This is a genomic window from Sphingomonas glacialis (assembly GCF_014653575.1).
GTDB lineage: Bacteria > Pseudomonadota > Alphaproteobacteria > Sphingomonadales > Sphingomonadaceae > Sphingomonas > Sphingomonas glacialis.
Genome location: NZ_BNAQ01000002.1, coordinates 260,113 through 276,099 on the forward strand (window position 1 = coordinate 260,113; position 15,987 = coordinate 276,099).

Annotated in this window: 21 protein-coding genes; 15 read left to right on the plus strand and 6 right to left on the minus strand. The window is 68.1% G+C overall.

Annotation, left to right across the window (positions count from 1 at the left end):
• Positions 1 to 33 precede the first annotated feature (33 nt).
• Positions 34 to 849, minus strand: a complete 816-nt coding sequence (locus IE187_RS07895) for an LD-carboxypeptidase (RefSeq protein ID WP_189675794.1) — start codon at positions 847 to 849, stop codon at positions 34 to 36.
• A gap of 46 nt (positions 850 to 895) precedes the next feature.
• Here IE187_RS07895 and IE187_RS07900 point away from each other — a divergent pair, with 46 nt between their 5' ends.
• The 13 genes from IE187_RS07900 to IE187_RS07960 all read left to right on the plus strand — a co-directional run bounded on the left by IE187_RS07900 (position 896) and on the right by IE187_RS07960 (position 10,162).
• Positions 896 to 2,305, plus strand: a complete 1,410-nt coding sequence (locus tag IE187_RS07900) for a glutamate ligase domain-containing protein (RefSeq protein WP_189675795.1) — start codon at positions 896 to 898, stop codon at positions 2,303 to 2,305.
• An 18-nt stretch (positions 2,306 to 2,323) separates the two neighbouring features.
• The gene (locus tag IE187_RS07905; RefSeq protein ID WP_133186524.1) at positions 2,324 to 2,578 is read left to right on the plus strand and encodes a DUF6356 family protein; all 255 of its coding nucleotides are present in this window, start codon (positions 2,324 to 2,326) and stop codon (positions 2,576 to 2,578) included.
• A 79-nt stretch (positions 2,579 to 2,657) separates the two neighbouring features.
• A complete protein-coding gene (locus IE187_RS07910) occupies positions 2,658 to 4,277 on the plus strand; it encodes an NAD(P)/FAD-dependent oxidoreductase (RefSeq protein WP_189676224.1) in 1,620 nt (539 codons plus the stop codon).
• 221 nt (positions 4,278 to 4,498) lie between these two features.
• The gene (locus IE187_RS07915; RefSeq protein WP_189675796.1) at positions 4,499 to 4,906 is read left to right on the plus strand and encodes a hypothetical protein; all 408 of its coding nucleotides are present in this window, start codon (positions 4,499 to 4,501) and stop codon (positions 4,904 to 4,906) included.
• On the plus strand, positions 4,903 to 5,322 hold the full coding sequence (locus IE187_RS07920) for a hypothetical protein (RefSeq protein WP_189675797.1): 420 nt from the start codon (positions 4,903 to 4,905) through the stop codon (positions 5,320 to 5,322). Before IE187_RS07915 ends, IE187_RS07920 begins: the two co-directional genes overlap by 4 nt.
• Positions 5,319 to 5,528 carry a helix-turn-helix transcriptional regulator gene (locus tag IE187_RS07925; RefSeq protein WP_133186518.1) on the plus strand — a complete coding sequence of 70 codons (210 nt, stop codon included), beginning with the start codon at positions 5,319 to 5,321 and terminating at the stop codon, positions 5,526 to 5,528. The genes IE187_RS07920 and IE187_RS07925 overlap by 4 nt, the downstream gene beginning before the upstream one ends.
• Entirely contained in the window at positions 5,525 to 6,436 is a 912-nt protein-coding gene (locus IE187_RS07930; protein WP_229839299.1) for an alpha/beta fold hydrolase, read from the plus strand. Before IE187_RS07925 ends, IE187_RS07930 begins: the two co-directional genes overlap by 4 nt.
• Positions 6,437 to 6,615: 179 nt before the next feature.
• A complete protein-coding gene (locus tag IE187_RS07935) occupies positions 6,616 to 7,353 on the plus strand; it encodes an alpha/beta hydrolase family protein (RefSeq protein ID WP_189675798.1) in 738 nt (245 codons plus the stop codon).
• The gene (locus tag IE187_RS07940; RefSeq protein ID WP_189675799.1) at positions 7,350 to 8,108 is read left to right on the plus strand and encodes a tetratricopeptide repeat protein; all 759 of its coding nucleotides are present in this window, start codon (positions 7,350 to 7,352) and stop codon (positions 8,106 to 8,108) included. The genes IE187_RS07935 and IE187_RS07940 overlap by 4 nt, the downstream gene beginning before the upstream one ends.
• Before the next feature lie 76 nt (positions 8,109 to 8,184).
• Positions 8,185 to 8,601, plus strand: coding sequence for a VOC family protein (locus IE187_RS07945; RefSeq protein ID WP_189675800.1), 417 nt, complete (start codon positions 8,185 to 8,187; stop codon positions 8,599 to 8,601).
• Complete coding sequence (gene gloB, locus IE187_RS07950; protein WP_189675801.1) at positions 8,601 to 9,329, plus strand: hydroxyacylglutathione hydrolase; 729 nt, start codon at positions 8,601 to 8,603, stop codon at positions 9,327 to 9,329. Before IE187_RS07945 ends, gloB begins: the two co-directional genes overlap by 1 nt.
• A gap of 57 nt (positions 9,330 to 9,386) precedes the next feature.
• Complete coding sequence (locus IE187_RS07955) at positions 9,387 to 9,794, plus strand: hypothetical protein (protein WP_189675802.1); 408 nt, start codon at positions 9,387 to 9,389, stop codon at positions 9,792 to 9,794.
• A complete protein-coding gene (locus tag IE187_RS07960; protein WP_189675803.1) occupies positions 9,791 to 10,162 on the plus strand; it encodes a hypothetical protein in 372 nt (123 codons plus the stop codon). Before IE187_RS07955 ends, IE187_RS07960 begins: the two co-directional genes overlap by 4 nt.
• A 194-nt stretch (positions 10,163 to 10,356) precedes the next feature.
• Here the strand turns inward: IE187_RS07960 and hslU are convergent, their stop codons facing one another.
• Together hslU and hslV are read right to left on the minus strand one after the other, a co-directional pair.
• On the minus strand, positions 10,357 to 11,652 hold the full coding sequence (hslU, locus tag IE187_RS07965) for an ATP-dependent protease ATPase subunit HslU (RefSeq protein ID WP_189675804.1): 1,296 nt from the start codon (positions 11,650 to 11,652) through the stop codon (positions 10,357 to 10,359).
• Between the two features lie 96 nt (positions 11,653 to 11,748).
• Positions 11,749 to 12,303, minus strand: coding sequence for an ATP-dependent protease subunit HslV (hslV, locus tag IE187_RS07970; RefSeq protein ID WP_189675805.1), 555 nt, complete (start codon positions 12,301 to 12,303; stop codon positions 11,749 to 11,751).
• 93 nt (positions 12,304 to 12,396) lie between these two features.
• Between hslV and IE187_RS07975 the strand changes: the two genes are divergently transcribed.
• A complete protein-coding gene (locus IE187_RS07975; RefSeq protein ID WP_189675806.1) occupies positions 12,397 to 13,041 on the plus strand; it encodes a TMEM175 family protein in 645 nt (214 codons plus the stop codon).
• 32 nt (positions 13,042 to 13,073) lie between these two features.
• On the opposite strand, the gene IE187_RS07980 is transcribed toward IE187_RS07975, so the two are convergent.
• The 3 genes from IE187_RS07980 to IE187_RS07990 form a co-directional block, all read right to left on the minus strand.
• Positions 13,074 to 13,460 (minus strand): hypothetical protein, encoded by a 387-nt coding sequence (locus tag IE187_RS07980; RefSeq protein ID WP_229839300.1) that lies wholly within the window; start codon positions 13,458 to 13,460, stop codon positions 13,074 to 13,076.
• 60 nt (positions 13,461 to 13,520) lie between these two features.
• Positions 13,521 to 13,955: a hypothetical protein gene (locus tag IE187_RS07985; RefSeq protein ID WP_189675807.1), complete on the minus strand. Its 435-nt coding sequence runs from the start codon at positions 13,953 to 13,955 to the stop codon at positions 13,521 to 13,523.
• A 166-nt stretch (positions 13,956 to 14,121) separates the two neighbouring features.
• Positions 14,122 to 14,859, minus strand: coding sequence for a hypothetical protein (locus IE187_RS07990; RefSeq protein ID WP_189675808.1), 738 nt, complete (start codon positions 14,857 to 14,859; stop codon positions 14,122 to 14,124).
• 314 nt (positions 14,860 to 15,173) lie between these two features.
• On the opposite strand from IE187_RS07990, the gene IE187_RS07995 reads away from it, so the two are divergent.
• Entirely contained in the window at positions 15,174 to 15,776 is a 603-nt protein-coding gene (locus tag IE187_RS07995) for a hypothetical protein (protein WP_189675809.1), read from the plus strand.
• The last annotated feature ends 211 nt before the right edge of the window (positions 15,777 to 15,987 follow it).

The window sequence follows — 15,987 nt, forward strand, 5'->3', positions numbered from 1 at the left end:
GAGATTGGCGGGCGGGGCAACGCCCATGCGGCGCTACGCCAGGCCGAACGGGACGACGTGATTGCCCGCCCCATGGCCAATTTCGGCGCGCCCGAGATAGCGCACCCCCATCTCGCCGCACCAGCGCACGATCATCGTCTCGAGGCTTTCGCCCCACGGCGGTTCGTTGGCCTGGATATCGGTGACATTGCCGAGCCGCACGCCCGCCAGCCCCTTCAACTGCGTCGCGTGCGCCATCGTGAAGAGCATCCGGTCGATGCGGTAGAGCGGTTCGGACACTTCCTCGATCAGCAGCACGTGATCGGTGAGATCGGGCAGCCACGGCGTGCCGATCAACGCGGTCAGGATCGCGAGGTTGAAGGCGGCGGCGGGGTGGCCGTCGAGCCCGGGTTCGAGCACCGCGCGGTCCTTGGTGGCGAGCCAGCGCAAGCCCCGCGCGAAGGCGAAGCCGCCATCGCTGCGCCGCGCATCGAGGATCATCGGGCCGTGCGCCGGCCGCCCGATCTTGGCGGCATAGAGCGCGCCGAGCAGGAACCCCATGTCGGAGAAACCAAGATAGGTCTTCCGCCGCGCGGCCTCGCCGAGCTGCGGCATGACGGTGTGGAGGATGCGGTTCGAGCCATAGCCGCCGCGCGCGAACCAGATCGCGTCGAACGCAGGATCATTGGCAATTTCGAGGAAAGCCGCCGCGCGCGCCGCGTCGGGGCCGGCGAAATGACCGTCGGACAGGAAGCATTGCGGATGGAAGACGAGATCGACCGAAGGCATCGCCACCGCCGCAAGGCCGAGCGCCCGCGAGGCGAGCGCTTCGTCAATCCCCTTGGCGGGTGCCACGATCCCAATTCGCATGTTCAGCTCCGTTGCACTCCGTCGCTGCCCGCGATAGCCCCCGGCCATGAGCAACGGCAAATCATACTTCTTCGCCCCCTATTTCTTCGTGGGCATTGGCGGCAGCGGCATGATGCCGCTCGCGATGATCCTCGCCGGGCGCGGCGCGCGCGTGGCGGGTTCGGACCGTTCGCTCGATCGCGGCGCCCTGCCCGCCAAGTTCGCCGATCTTGCCGCAAAGGGCGTGACGCTGTTCCCGCAGGACGGCTCGGGCGTGACCTCGGCCGCGCAGATCGTCGTCGCTTCGGCCGCTGTGGAAGCCTCGGTGGCCGACATCGTCGCTGCCGAGCGCGTCGGGGCGCAACGGCTTAGCCGGCCCGAACTGCTCGCCTCGCTGTTCAACGCGAGCGCGCTGCCGATCGGCGTTGCGGGGACGAGCGGCAAGTCGACCGTGACGGGGATGATCGGCTGGATCCTCCACGCCTGCGGGCGCGACCCGACCGTGATGAACGGCGCGGTGATGAAGAACTTTGCGAGCCCCGACGCGCCGTTTGCCAGCGCGCTGGTCGGCGCGGGCGAGGCGTTCGTCAGCGAAGTCGATGAGAGCGACGGGTCGATCGCGCTGTACGCGCCGAAGATCGCGGTGCTCAACAATGTCAGCCTCGACCATAAGTCGCTCGAGGAATTGCGTGCGCTGTTCGGCGAGTTCGCGGGTAAGGCGCAGACGACGGTTCTCAACATCGGGGACGCCGAAACCGCCGCGCTGGCCTCGACGCTCGACTCGGCAAAGCTGGTCACCTTCGCGGTCGATGCCGACGCCGACCTGAGCGCGCGCAACCTTGCGCCGGAGCCGTTCGCCATCGGGTTCGACCTGATCGCCGATGGCGCGACCCACGCGGTCCGGCTCGCCGTTCCGGGGCGGCACAACGTGTCGAACGCGCTCGCGGCGCTTGGCGCGGCGCGCGCAGCCGGCGTGCCGCTTCGCGAAGCAATCGCCGCGATCGGTGGCTTCACCGGCCTCAAGCGCCGCTTCGAGCTGGTCGGCGAGGCTGACGGTGTCACCGTGCTCGACGATTTCGGGCACAACCCCGACAAGATCGCCGCGACGCTGGCGACGTTGCATGCTTTCCCCGGGCGGCTGCTCGTACTGTTCCAGCCGCATGGCTACGGCCCGCTCAAGGTCATGCGGATCGAACTGGTCGCGATGTTCCGCGATGCGCTCGGCGGCGACGACCGGCTCGTCTTGCCCGACCCGGTCTATCAGGGCGGCACCGTCGCGCGCGAAGTGACCAGCGCCGACATCGTCGCCGAAATCGGTCCGCAAGCCCATCACCTCGCCGACCGCGCCGATGCCGCCGCGTGGATCATTGCGCAGGCGCGACCCGGCGACCGGATCGTGGTAATGGGGGCGCGCGACGATACGCTGAGCCAGCTTGCTGCCGACATGTTGCCACAGATTGCCGCTAGACTGCGCTGACCTACAAGGAGCCGCCTTATGTTTCGCCGCCTGTTTCTCGATCACCCCGCCTCGGTCGGCGAGACCTTTGGCGAGCATTTCCTCGTCGCCTCGCGCTTTGGCATGACGATGATCGGCGGCGGGCTTGCCGGCGTGGTGCATGCGTTCCTGCCGTTCGCGTTCAAGACCACCGGGAGCCGCACAGTGATGCGGTTGAACGCGCAGATCGTGGCGAAGCGCGCGGCGGCGAGCGCGGATGAATTGCAGCGCCGCACCGTCGAATATGTGATCTGAACCTTCACCTCCCCCGCTTCGCGAGGGAGGGTTGAGCGACTCAGTTCCCGAACGCGCGCTTCCCCGCTACAGCGTCGCGATGCTCCGCATCACCGAACTCAAGCTCCCGCTCCATCACGCCGACGAGGAACTGACCGCCGCGATCCGCAATCGCTTGCGGATCACCCCGCGCGACCTCGTCCGCTTTTCGATCGCGCGGCGTGCGCACGATGCGCGGATCAAGAGCGACATCCAGCTCGTCTATTCGGTCGACGTCACGCTGCGCAACGAAGCCCCCGTGCTCGCGCGCTTCAAGAAGGACCGCCACGTCCAGCCGACGCCAAACACGGCGTACAAATTCGTCGCCCAGGCCCCCGCGGATTATAGCGGCCCGCGCCCGGTCGTCATCGGCACCGGCCCGTGCGGCCTGTTCGCCGGGCTGATCCTCGCGCAGATGGGCTACAAGCCGATCATCGTCGATCGCGGCAAGGTCGTGCGCGAACGCACCAAGGACACTTGGGGGCTGTGGCGCAGATCCGTGCTCAACCCCGAATCTAACGTCCAGTTCGGCGAGGGCGGCGCGGGGACCTTCTCCGACGGCAAGCTCTACAGCCGGATCAAGGACCCGCGGCATCTCGATCGCAAGGTGCTGATCGAATTCGTCAAGGCGGGCGCGCCGCCTGAGATCCTGACCGAGGCGCACCCGCATATCGGCACCTTCCGCCTCGTCACGATGGTCGAGAGCATGCGCGCGACGATCGAGGCGCTCGGCGGCGAATATCGCTTCGAGACGCGTGTCGACGGGATCGACGTGGCGACCGCCGCCGATGGCATGCGGAAAGTGCGCGGACTGCACCTGCATACGGGCGATTATCTGGAGGCCGAACAGGTCGTGCTCGCGGTCGGCCACAGCGCGCGCGACACCTTTGCGATGCTGCATGACAAGGGCGTCTATCTCGAGGCCAAGCCCTTCTCGATCGGCGTCCGCATCGAGCATCCGCAATCGTGGATCGACGATGCGCGCTTCGGTCCCAATGCCGGCAACCCGATCCTCGGCGCGGCCGATTACGCGCTGTCGCACCACGCCAAGAACGGGCGCACGGCGTACAGCTTCTGCATGTGCCCGGGCGGAACGGTGGTGGCGGCGACATCGGAGGAAGGCCGTGTCGCGACCAACGGCATGAGCCAATATTCGCGCAACGAGCGCAACGCCAATTCGGGGCTCGTCGTCGGGATCGACCCGGCGCGCGATTATCCCGGCGATCCGCTCGCCGGGATAGCATTGCAACGCCATTGGGAATCGCGCGCCTTCGTCGCGGGCGGATCGACCTATGCCGCGCCGGCGCAATTGCTCGGCGATTTCCTTGCCGGGCGCGCCTCGACCAAGCTCGCCAGCGTCGTGCCGTCGTACAAGCCCGGCGTCCACATGACCGATCTCGCGGAATGCCTGCCCGAGTTCGCGGTGACCGCGATGCGCGAGGCGCTCGTCCAGTTCGGCCGCGAGATCCCCGGTTACGACCATCCCGACGCGGTTCTGACCGGCGTCGAAACGCGCACCTCCTCGCCGCTCCGCATCACGCGCGGCGACGATTTCCAGAGCCTCAACACTGCCGGGCTGTTCCCGGCAGGCGAAGGCGCTGGGTACGCCGGGGGGATTTTGTCGGCTGCAGTCGACGGGATCAAGGTGGCGGAGGCGGTCGCGCGGGCGATGAGCGCGTAAGTTCGGGCTGTTTCACTCGCCCCGTCGTCACCCCGGGCTCGTCCCGGGGTCCACCGTGCCGCGCGAGCGGTCGCTGTAGTACGCGCATCCCGGTAGACCCCGGCACAAGGCCGGGGTGACGGAGAGGCACACCCGCAACATAAACCGGATGGAAAGCTAGCTTGACAGACAAGCGACCTTGACTGTAAAGCCTCCTTCACAAACGTGAAAGGGAGCTTTCCATGTCGCGCACCGTTGCCGCCCGCCGCTATCAAGTCCGCACGATCTGGCTGGCGCTGCTGTACGCCGCCGCGTTGCTTGGCGCGGTCTATGCCTTCAAGCATCAGCTCGTTGGCGGTCCGGCGGCGTGGGTCGTTGCGGTGCTGCCCGCGCTGCCGATCATCGGGGTGTTCGTCGCGATCGGGCGCTATCTGGCCGACGAGCAGGACGAATATCTGCGCATGCTGATGGTCCGCCAGACGCTGTGGGCAAGCGGCTTCGCGCTGAGCGCCGCGACCTTGTGGGGGTTCCTCGAGGCGTTCGACCTCGTCGGCCATGTCGAGCCCTATTACGTCGCGGTGCTGTGGTTCGGCGGACTGGGTCTGGGCAACTGCGCGAACCGCCTCACGGGCGCGGACGCCGCGCTGTGAGCCGCCGCATCGACCCGGCCGACCGCGCTTATCTGCGTCGCTTCGTCCCGACGATGGCGCTCTATGTCGTGCTGGTCTGGGCATCGCCCTTCCTGATCCGCGCGCTCCACGCCGAGGGGCCGCTGCTGTGGCTGATCGCCTTGCTCCCCGCGTTCCCGCTTAGCGCGGTGTTCTGGATCATCGGGCGCTATCTGATCGACCTGCGCGACGAATATCGGCGGATGCTCGAAGTGCGCAAGGCGCTGGTCGCGACGGGCTTTGCGATGACGCTGGCGACCGGCTGGGGGTTTCTCGAAGTCTATGCTCACGCGCCGCACGTGCCGCTGTTCTTCGTGCCGATCGCATGGTTTGCCGGGCTGGGCCTCGGATCGGCGGTCAACGCCGTGATCGAGCGGCGCAGCGAGGACGCGGCATGATCAACCGCCTCAAGGTGCTGCGGGCCGAGCGCAACTGGAGCCAGGGCGATCTCGCCGAACGGCTCGACGTGTCGCGCCAAAGCGTCAACGCGATCGAGACCGGACGCTACGACCCCTCGCTCCCGCTCGCCTTCCGCATCGCCGAACTGTTCGAGCTTCCGATCGAAGCGATTTTCGCCAGTCCCTCCAAAGGAGATGTAGCGTGAAGCCTGTCCTCAAAGCCTGCCTCGTTGCCGCGCTCGCGCTGCTTCCCGCCACGCCCGCCCTCGCGGCGCCGCTTGCGGCGACACCCGAGGTGCGGTTGCCGCATATCTCGATCGTGACGATCGGCACGGGCAGCCCGGTGATCCTGATCCCCGGCCTCGCCTCCCCGCGCGCGGTATGGGACGGCGTCGCGCCCGCGCTCGCCGTGAAGCACCGTGTCATCCTGGTGCAGGTCAACGGTTTCGGCGGCGACGATCCGGGGGCCAATCTCCAGCCCCGCGTGCTCGATGGGATCGTCGCAGATCTCGACGGCTATATCGCGGCGGAGAAGCTGCAGAAGGCGCTGGTCGTCGGGCATTCGATGGGCGGGCTGGTCGGCCTGATGCTCGCAAAAGCGCATCCGAGCGACCTGTCGCGATTGATGATCGTCGATTCGCTGCCGTTCTTCGCGGTGATCATGGCCCCGCCCGAGGTCGATCCGACGCCCGCGATGGTCGCGCCGTACGCTGCCAAGATGCGCGACGGGATCGTGGCCAGTTATGGCAAGCCGCTGAGCGACGAAATGGTCGCGGCGCAAACGCGGGGACTCGCGCTCAAGCCCGGCAGCGTCGTCACGATGTCCGCCTGGGCGAAGGCCGCCGATCCGCGCGTCACCGGCGAGGCGATGTACGAGGATCTGACGACCGACCTGCGCCCGTCGCTCGCGACCATCGCGACGCCGATCACGATGCTCTATCCGTGGAATGCGGCGACGTTGCCAAAGGCGAAGGCCGACGCCTTCTATCGCAAGCAATACGCCGCCGCGCCGCATATCGCCTTCGCCGACATTGCCGAGAGTGCGCACATGGTGATGCTCGACCAGCCCGACGCGTTCAAGGAGGCGGTGCTCGCCTTCGTCGAGGCGAAGTAAAGGGCCAACGCGCTCCTGTTCCCCGGCGAAGGCAGGGGCCCAGCAGCGAAGTGCGGAGCCGGTCGAGCGCAGCGCTTCCCTGCAGCTGCCCGCGACTGGGCCCCGGCCTGCGCCGGGGAACGGGAGGCTGAGGAAAGCGCGATTTCCCCTCCCGCGATCTTGCGCTAAGCCCCGGCGCCATGACCGACACGCTCTCCCCCACCCCCGCCCGCCCCGCGCTCGCCTATCATCTGACCGAGGGCGCGGGCCCGACGATCGTCTTCCTACCGGGCTATGGCTCGGACATGGAGGGCAGCAAGGCGCTCGCGCTCGAGGCGTGGGCAAAGCGCAAAGGCCGCGCCTATCTGCGCTTCGATTATGGCGGCTGCGGCAGCAGCGAGGGCGACTTCGAGGAGCAGACGCTCGCCGGCTGGCGCGACGATGTCGTCGCGATGCTCGACGCAGCCGCAGGTGGCCCCGCGGTGCTGGTCGGATCATCGATGGGCGGCTGGCTGATGCTGCTCGTCGCGCGCGACCATCCCGAAAAGGTGGCGGCGCTGGTCGGGATCGCGGCGGCGCCCGATTTCACCGATTGGGGTTTCACCGTCGAGCAGAAGCTCGCGATCCTGTCCGAAGGTCGGCTCGAAAAGGTCGGGCGCTATGCCGACCTGCCGATGGTCTATACCCGCGCCTTCTGGCAATCGGGCGAGGCCAATCGCGTGCTCTTCGCCGGATTGGCGATCGATGTGCCGGTGCGGCTGCTCCACGGCATGGCCGATACCGAAGTGCCCGCCAACCGCTCGATCCATCTGGTCGAGCAGCTCCGTTCAGCCGATGTGCAGCTTGCTTTGGTGAAGGGAGGCGACCACCGCCTGTCGCGCGACGCCGACCTCGCGTTGCTCGAGGCGACGCTCGAAAGTGTGATGGCCGATCTATGACCCTGTTGCTGCTCGCTCCCCTGTTGTTCGCGCAAAGCGCCGCGCCGATCGGCCCGCCCGCCCCGCCGCCGTCGCAGCGCTACGAAAAGTGCCTCGATCTCGCGACCAACAACCCGAGCTTGGCCGAAGCCGAAGCCGGGCAATGGCAGCTCGCGGGCGGTGGTTTCCTCGCCGGGCAGTGCCTCGGCATGGCCTATGCCAATGAACAGCGCTGGCCCGCCGCCGCGACCGCGTTCGATGCCGCCGCGCGTGCCGCCGAAAAGGCCGGCGACGGCCGTGCGGTCAATTACTGGGCGCAAGCGGGCAATGCCTGGCTTGCCTCGGGCGATGCGACCAAGGCGCGCGCCGCGCTCGATGCCGCGCTGGCGGGCGGATCGCTGACCGGCCTGCCGCTGGGCGAAGCGCATCTCGACCGCGCGCGCGCGATGGTTGCCGGGGGCGATCTCGACGGTGCGCGCGACGATCTCGACCGCGCGCTTGCTGAGGTGCCCGAAGACCCGCTCGCTTGGCTGCTCTCGGCGACGCTCGCGCGGCGGCAGAGCCAGATCGTCCGCGCGCAGCACGACATCGCCGAAGCGCTGCGGCGCGGCAGCGACGACCCAGCGGTCCAGCTCGAGGCGGGCAATATCGCGGCGTTCGCGAAGGACGAAGCCGGCGCGCGGGCCGCGTGGCAGCAAGCGGTCACGCTGCGGCCCGACAGCGCCGCCGGAAAGGCCGCCGCCGCCGCATTGCTGCAGTTCACCGCCAAGCCCTGACGCTTTTGGAACGCGTCGGGGTGGCATCGCTGCTCGCGCACGCCTATCTCGGCGCAAAGCACAATGGAGCGCGCCGATGAAATATCTCCACACCATGATCCGCGTCACCGATCCCGATGGGACGATCGCGTTCTTCAAGCTGCTCGGGCTCGAGGAAGTGCGGCGGATGGACAGCGAGAAGGGCCGCTTCACGCTGATCTTCCTCGCCGCCCCCGGCGACCATGACGCGCAGGTCGAGCTGACGCACAATTGGGATCCCGAACCCTATACCGGCGGGCGCAATTTCGGGCATCTCGCCTACCGCGTCGATAATATCTACGAGACGTGCCAGCGGTTGCACGACGGCGGCGTGACGATCAATCGCCCGCCGCGCGACGGCCACATGGCGTTCGTCCGCACCCCCGACAACATCTCGATCGAACTGCTCCAGGAAGGCGGCGCGCTGGCGCCGGCCGAGCCGTGGGCGTCGATGCCCAACACCGGCGAATGGTGATGGCAGGCGCGCTCGAGATCGTCCGCATCCCGGCACTGAGCGACAATTATGTCTGGCTGGTGCATGATCCCGTCTCCGACGAGACCGTGGTGATCGATCCGAGCGACGCCGCCCCCGTGCTCGCCGCGGCCGAGGCGCGCGGCTGGACGATCTCGCAGATCTGGAACACGCACTGGCACCCCGATCACACCGGCGGCAACGCCGCGATCAAGGCGCTCGGCGCGGTGGTTAGTGGCCCCGCCGCCGAGGCCGGCAAGATCCCGACGCTCGATTACGGCGTGCGCGAAGGCGATTCGGTGCGCATCGGCACGCATGTCGCGCGGGTCATCGAGACGCCCGGCCACACCGCCGGGCACGTCGTGTTCTACATGGCCGACGACGCTGCACTGTTCAGCGGCGACACGCTGTTCGCGATGGGCTGTGGGCGGCTGTTCGAGGGCGATGCCGCGCAGATGTACGGCAATATGCAACGCCTCGCGGCGCTGCCACCCGAGACCATCGTTTATTGCGCGCACGAATATACGCAGTCGAACGGCCGCTACGCCGCCGCTGCCGAGCCCGACAATCAGGCCGTCACCGACCGGATGGCTACGGTTGACGCGCAGCGCGCAGCGGGGGAGCCGACCGTTCCGACGACGATCGCGCTTGAGCTAGCGACCAACCCGTTCCTGCGCGCGACATCGGCCGACCAGCTCGCCGAGCGGCGTGCAGCCAAGGATGCATTCTAGCCGTATCTGCGGTATGACGCGGATGGGGCCGCAAGCGTTTTGAAAAGGACCGATCGCATGTTCCGCTTCATCCTTCCGCTCATCGTGCTGGCTGGCGCGAGCGCCGCGCTGTCCGCCGACTCGAAAGAGTATCGCGCACGTGAAGCGGCGCGCGATCAGGTCGAGCTCGACAAGCAGCTTGCCGGCCTCGTGCCGGGCAAGCCGCAAAGCTGCATCGACACCTTCCGGTATCGCGACTCGACGCGCGTCGGCGACAAGATCCTCTACAAGAACGGCCGCAACGACGTGATGGTCAACGATACCGGCGGCGGCTGCTTCGGCCTACGGCGTGGCGATGCAATCATCACCAAGACCTTCGGCAGCCAGTTCTGCCGCGGCGATATCGTGCGGACGGCCGATCTCATAACGAGCACGCCGAGCGGGAGCTGCAGCTTCGGCGACTTCGTCCCCTATCGCAGGCCGTGATCCGCGGGCTGCTGCTGGTGGCGGCGCTGGGCGGGGCGACCGCATCGGACGATGCGAAGGATCTCGCCAAGGCGCTCTTGGGCCGGACGCCGGGCAAGCCCGAGACCTGCGTTTCGCCCAGCCGCGTCGGCGCGCCGCAGGTTATCGGCGACCACACCTTGCTGTACCGCGACGGCAGCCGGATGTGGCGCAACGATTTGCCCGATGGCTGCCCCGGGCTCGACGACGATGCGATCGTCGTTACCGAGGTCTATGGTGGGCAATTGTGCCGCAACGATCAATTCTACACGCTCGAACGCACGGGCAGCACGATCCCTGGGCCGCGGTGTCGGCTGGGGAGCTTCGTGCCGTGGGACAAGCGGCGGTAGGAACCGGGCCGTTTCCAGGGCGAAGCCGCCGCAGCCTCGCTAAAGCGCGCCACTCCAGACCCGTTCGGGCTGAGCCTGTCGAAGCCCCGCCGCACCCACACCCCCTGCGCAAGCGGCGAGGTGCCCTTCGACAGGCTCAGGGCGAACGGGAGGGGCTGCGACAGTCCTGAAGGCGAAGACGATGCCCCGCCTTGTTAGAGCACGAACCGGCTGAGGTCAGTGTTGCGCGCGATGCTCGCCAGATGCGTTTCGACATACGCCGCGTCGACCACCACGGTCTCGCCACCGCGATCCTCGGCATTGAAGCTGACATCCTCGAGCAGCTTTTCCATCACCGTCTGCAAGCGCCGCGCACCGATATTCTCAATCTCGCCATTCACTTCGGCGGCGATCCGCGCGACGGCGCGGATACCCTCCGCGGTGAACTCTACCGCAACGCCCTCGGTCGCGATCAACGCGACATATTGCTGCGTCAGCGACGCCTTGGTGTCGGAGAGGATCGCAACGAAATCGTCCTCGGTCAGGGCCTTCAATTCGACGCGGATGGGCAGGCGGCCCTGCAACTCGGGCAACAGGTCGGACGGCTTGGCGACATGGAACGCGCCGCTCGCGATGAAGAGCACGTGATCGGTCTTCATCGGCCCGTATTTGGTTGCAACGGTCGTTCCCTCGATCAGCGGCAGGAGATCGCGCTGCACGCCCTCGCGGCTGACCGATCCGCCGCGCCCGTCGCTCACCGCGATCTTGTCGATCTCGTCGAGGAAGACGATACCGTTGGCCTCGGCGTCGGCGATCGCCGCGCGGCTGAGCTCGTCCTGGTCGAGCCGCTTGTCGGCCTCTTCCTCGACGAGCTTGTCCCAGGCGGCGGGGACGCTCAGCTTGCGGCGCTTGAGCTGGCCGCCGCCGAACGCCTTGCCCATCATCTCGGACAGGTTGATCATCTGCGCGCCGCCGCCGGGCATTTCGAACGGCATCGCGGGCGCCGCCTCGAGTTCGATCTCGATCTCGGTGTCGCGCAGATGCCCGTCATGGAGACGTTGCCGAAAGGCCTCGCGTGTCGCCTCGCTCGCGCCCTTGCCGGTCAGCGCGTCGAGGAGGCGCGCCATCGCGGCTTCCTCGGCCTTGTCCTTGACCGCGCCGCGGCGACGCTCCTTCTCGAGCCGGATCGCTTCCTCGACCAGGTCGCGCGCAATCTGTTCGACGTCGCGGCCGACATAGCCGACTTCGGTGAACTTGGTCGCCTCGACCTTGATGAACGGCGCGTCGGCGAGCTTGGCCAGCCGGCGGCTGATCTCGGTCTTGCCGCAGCCGGTCGGCCCGATCATCAGGATGTTCTTGGGGCTGACCTCGTCGCGCAGATCGGGTGCGAGCTGCTGGCGGCGCCAGCGGTTGCGCATCGCGACCGCGACCGCGCGCTTGGCGTCGGCCTGGCCGATGATGTGCGCGTCGAGCGCGGCGACGATGGCTTTGGGGGTGAGGTCTTGGTTCATATCTGCTTCCGTCGCCCCGGCGGAGGCCGGGGCCGCTATGGTGCAAGGGCGCGCGCTAGAGCCTAGCGGCCCCGGCCTCCGCCGGGGCGACGCGCATCACGCGCTCGTGTCGAGCCCTTCGACCGTCAGCCGGTCGTTGGTATAGACGCACAGCTCGCCTGCAATTCCCATCGCCTTGCGCGCGATCGTCTCGGCATCGGCTTCGTAATCCGCCAGCGCGCGCGCCGCGGCGAGCGCGAAATTGCCGCCCGATCCGATCGCCGCGATCCCCGCCTCGGGCTCGAGCACGTCGCCATTGCCCGTCAGGATCAGCGTCACGTCCTTGTCGGCGACGATCATCATCGCCTCGAGGTTGCGCAGATATTTATCGGTCCGCCAGTCCTTGGCGAGCTCGACCGCGCTGCGCAGCAGCTGGCCGTGATGCTGTTCGAGCTTGCGCTCGAGCCGCTCGAACAGCGTGAAGGCGTCGGCGGTTGCTCCGGCGAAGCCGCCGATCACCGATCCGTCGCCGAGGCGCCGCACCTTCTTCGCATTGGGTTTCATCACCGTCTGGCCCTGCGTCACCTGGCCGTCGCCGGCGACGATGACGCGGCCATTCTTGCGCACGGACAGGATCGTGGTGCCGTGCCACACACTTTTGTTCTCGCTCATGGGGGGCGATATGGGATGCGGGGTCGCGCTGTGCAATCCGGCTTGCGTCGGCGCGCCCTGCTCGGCGATAGGAGGCGCGGGGGAACGATACGTATGAGCGACCAGCACGGCCATGCAGGGCCCGATCACCCGCTCGAGCGGCTGATCTTCTTTTCCGATGCGGTGTTCGCGATCGCGATCACGCTGCTGATCATCGAGGTGCACCCGCCGCACCTGCCGCATGGCGCGCCGTGGCAGGCCTATACCAGCGCCCTGCTCGCGCTCACGCCCAACTTCTTCGGCTTCTTCGTCAGCTTCTTCGTGATCGGCGCCTTCTGGTCGGGGCACCACCGGGCGTTCGGGCTCGCCGGGCACTATTCCGACACGCTCGTCGCGCCCAATTTGCAGATGCTGTGCGCGATCGTGTTCATGCCGTTCGCCACCGCCTTCATGAGCGCGAACCTCGGGACGCTGGTCCCATCGCTGCTCTACGCGCTGACGCTGATCGTGACCGGGTTCCTGAGCATGCGGCTCACACGGCTGACGACCAGCCCGGGCGTGGTGCGCGCCGATGCGCCGGCAGCCGACATCGCGCTTGCGCGCGCGCGCGGCGGCGGCGTGGTGCTCGGCGCGCTCGTCGCGTTGGGCATGGCGTTCTTCATCGCGCCGCTGAGCCAGGTCGGGCTCATCACGATCCCTTTGTGGCAATGGTTGCTGCGGCGACGCGTCTTGCGGCGCCTCGCCCGCGCATCGGCCTGAGCCGAGCGGCGGGCGAAGCGCCGCGGTGCGCGTCAGTTCGACGGCGCGGTCATTGCGTTCATCGAGCCGTTCGACGCGGTGATCGACGGCTTGCCGACCGGCGGGCGCAGCGCCTCGCGCTCGGCGGCGGTCATCACCGCATCCATGTCGGGACGGAAATCGGCGATCGCGCGGTCGTCGGCATTGCGCTTGGGATCGAGCAGGTCGGTCGGCACATGCCCCTCGGCCGTTCCCGACGCCTTGGCGAGCGCGCTCGCGATCCGCCCGCGCGTCAGGAACGCGGCGAGCCCGGCGCCCGCCGCGACGACGACCGCGCCGATCGACCAGGCCGCGGTGCGGCTGATCGCAGGCGTGGCGCTGGCAGCCTCCGGCGCGGGAGCGCGCTTGGTGGCGCTTTTGGGAATCTGGGTCTTGGCCATGTCACATCTCATTCTGCAAAATCGGGCGCGCGGCGACCGAGGCCACCGCGCGCGAGGAAGTTAGCGGCAGCGCGCGTCGCGCGTGCTGTCCTTGTCGATCGCCTGGCCGGCAAGCGCACCGCCGACACCGCCGAGCAAGGCGCCGAGCACGCCCGAACCACCCGGTGCGATCGCCGCGCCGAGCGCGCCGCCCGCGATTCCGCCGACGACGAGACCGGTCGTGCCGTCGCTATGGCGGCAATAGTAACGCCCGTCGCTGCCGCGATAGACGCGGTCGTTGTTGCTCAGCCGGCGCTCCTGATAGCGGCGGTTGTCGTCGCGGTAATAGCGCGAGGCATCGTAGCCGTTATACGCCGGATCGGGCCGGTCGTAATCGTATTGCGAATAGCCGCCGCCATAGCCGCGGCGCGGGCCGCCGCCGTAACTGTCGCCATATTCGTCGCAGCCGGCGACCAGGGTACATGCGGCCAACAGGCCGAGAGTGAGGGTGCGCATTCGAATCCTCCTGTTATCGTATCCAAGCGCAATGCGCGGGCGGCGATAAGGTTGCCCGCCGACGCCGCCCCGCCGCGCGGCGGAGCGATCCCGCGCGGCGCGCGATACGGTCAGGAGCGTGCGACGAAGCGTGCGCGCTTGACTCGATTGACCCCCGGAGCTGTCCTTATCGCTCGTCATCGTTTCCGTTTTCGTCATGATCGGCGTCGCGCGTGCGCAGCATCTTCATGTCGAACGGCAGCTCGGCATCGACCTGCGCGAGCAACGTCGGCCAGGCCTGCGCCAGCGACGCCGCGTCATACGCCGAATCGATCGGCTCGAAGGTATGCGCGAGCAATTGCATCAGCAGCCGGTCGTTATGGACGATGCGCTCGCCGACGTGCTCGCCGCGATACCAGACGGGCAGCGACCGCCCGGCAAAGGCGCGCTCCAACGCTTCGTCGAGCAGCGCTTTGCGCGCCGAGCGGACCGCGACCTCCCAGGCGAGCGCGAACATCGTGCGCCCACCGCGGTGGCGCAGCGCATAGGCCGATTGCTTCGACAGGCCGACATAGGCCGCGGCGTGGCTGACGCAGCCGTGCGTCGCGAGATGTTCGAGAAAGGCGCGCTGCTTGTCGGTCGTCCAGCCGGTGGCGGAGACGTCGCGCCACACCATGCCGTTCGCGCGGCGACGGCGCTTCGGGGCGGCCTCCGGCGCGCGCGCGGGATGGGGCGTGGCCTCGCGCGCGCGCGCCGCCTCGGCACGCTGGAGCTTGCGGATCCGCGCCCTGATCGCGGCGTGGGGATCGTGGCGGGTGCGCGGCTGGGGTGGCGCGTCGGGGGTTTGCGGGGGCGCGGGGTGATCGGCCGCGGACTCGCGCACGGGCGCGGCGTCGGATGGCGGCTGGGTCGAGTCTGACGGCATGAGTCGGTCCTCTCCATGGGTAGCGAGGATTCGGAACATATACAGAACAATGCGCTGTAGGACAGCCCCATCCGCAAGATTTTTTACGCCGCGCCGCCGAGGCTTTTGCGCAGCAAGCGACGAGCGCCCCCGCCCGTGGCCCGGACCGCGGCGCGACAGCGTTGGCCGACGAACGGGGTTTGCCACAGCGGCAGACGGTGTGGTGCCGCAGCGCGGCTTTGCTGCGGCGCCCCCCCCCTCCCCGCGGCGCGCAAGACTCGACGCCCCGCCTCGGCCGCGCTAGCCTACCCCCTGATATCCGGGGGGAAATCACGATGAGTCCATTTGGTTTGGTGTTCACGCTGTTCGGCCTGGTGCTGGGCCTGGCGCTCGCCGCGGTGCTCAACGGCTTTTCGCGTGCGTTGAAATTGAAGCGCGGCGTGCGGCCGGTGCGGATCGGCTGGCTGACGCCGTTGCTCGGGCTCGTGGTAATGCTCGACCTGACGAGTTTCTGGCTGCTCGCCTTCGATGCGCGCGAGCAGATCAGCGCGAACTACGTCACGCTGCTCAGCGTGCTGGCGATGGTCGGCGTCTATTATCTCGCGGCGACGCTGATCTTTCCCGACACGCCCGAGGACTGGCCCGATTTCGACGAATGGTACGACAAGCAGAACCGGCTGGTGATCGGCGGGCTGCTCACCGCGAATGTGGCGAGCTGGGTCGGGGGCGTCGTGCTCGACACGCTCCATCCGCGGCCCGAGGTGGTGGAGCCGGTGGGGAACGGGCTGGTGGTGCTGGTGTATCTGGTGAGCGGGTTCGGGGTGCTGGGGCTGCTGATCGCGCTGCTGCTGGTGAAGGGGCGGCGGGCGAATGCGGCGATGCTGGCGGGGGTTTGTGGGTTGTTGGTGGTGAGCGGGGTGATGGAGCCGTGGGTGTAGCCGAGCGCTCAAGCGCGGCCCGGCCGGCGGCGCTACAGCGCCGACCGACGGCCGGGTCCCCACAAAGTATGACTTTGTGGGGTGCCCGACGCGGCTTTGCCGCGACGCCCCCTAATTAACTCCCGGCGTCCGGTAATTACATAATCACCGACGTGAAGATCAGCTTTGACCCCGCCAGCGTGCTCTCGCGCTAAGCGAGCGCGGACTTGAC

Coding starts and splice junctions, on each gene's coding strand:
- IE187_RS07895 (WP_189675794.1), bottom strand. CDS start 849: ATGCGAATTGGGATCGTGGCACCCGCCAAGGGGATTGACGAAGCGCTC.
- IE187_RS07900 (WP_189675795.1), top strand. CDS start 896: ATGAGCAACGGCAAATCATACTTCTTCGCCCCCTATTTCTTCGTGGGC.
- IE187_RS07905 (WP_133186524.1), top strand. CDS start 2,324: ATGTTTCGCCGCCTGTTTCTCGATCACCCCGCCTCGGTCGGCGAGACC.
- IE187_RS07910 (WP_189676224.1), top strand. CDS start 2,658: ATGCTCCGCATCACCGAACTCAAGCTCCCGCTCCATCACGCCGACGAG.
- IE187_RS07915 (WP_189675796.1), top strand. CDS start 4,499: ATGTCGCGCACCGTTGCCGCCCGCCGCTATCAAGTCCGCACGATCTGG.
- IE187_RS07925 (WP_133186518.1), top strand. CDS start 5,319: ATGATCAACCGCCTCAAGGTGCTGCGGGCCGAGCGCAACTGGAGCCAG.
- IE187_RS07935 (WP_189675798.1), top strand. CDS start 6,616: ATGACCGACACGCTCTCCCCCACCCCCGCCCGCCCCGCGCTCGCCTAT.
- IE187_RS07940 (WP_189675799.1), top strand. CDS start 7,350: ATGACCCTGTTGCTGCTCGCTCCCCTGTTGTTCGCGCAAAGCGCCGCG.
- IE187_RS07945 (WP_189675800.1), top strand. CDS start 8,185: ATGAAATATCTCCACACCATGATCCGCGTCACCGATCCCGATGGGACG.
- gloB (WP_189675801.1), top strand. CDS start 8,601: ATGGCAGGCGCGCTCGAGATCGTCCGCATCCCGGCACTGAGCGACAAT.
- IE187_RS07955 (WP_189675802.1), top strand. CDS start 9,387: ATGTTCCGCTTCATCCTTCCGCTCATCGTGCTGGCTGGCGCGAGCGCC.
- hslU (WP_189675804.1), bottom strand. CDS start 11,652: ATGAACCAAGACCTCACCCCCAAAGCCATCGTCGCCGCGCTCGACGCG.
- hslV (WP_189675805.1), bottom strand. CDS start 12,303: ATGAGCGAGAACAAAAGTGTGTGGCACGGCACCACGATCCTGTCCGTG.
- IE187_RS07975 (WP_189675806.1), top strand. CDS start 12,397: ATGAGCGACCAGCACGGCCATGCAGGGCCCGATCACCCGCTCGAGCGG.
- IE187_RS07980 (WP_229839300.1), bottom strand. CDS start 13,460: ATGGCCAAGACCCAGATTCCCAAAAGCGCCACCAAGCGCGCTCCCGCG.
- IE187_RS07985 (WP_189675807.1), bottom strand. CDS start 13,955: ATGCGCACCCTCACTCTCGGCCTGTTGGCCGCATGTACCCTGGTCGCC.
- IE187_RS07990 (WP_189675808.1), bottom strand. CDS start 14,859: ATGCCGTCAGACTCGACCCAGCCGCCATCCGACGCCGCGCCCGTGCGC.
- IE187_RS07995 (WP_189675809.1), top strand. CDS start 15,174: ATGAGTCCATTTGGTTTGGTGTTCACGCTGTTCGGCCTGGTGCTGGGC.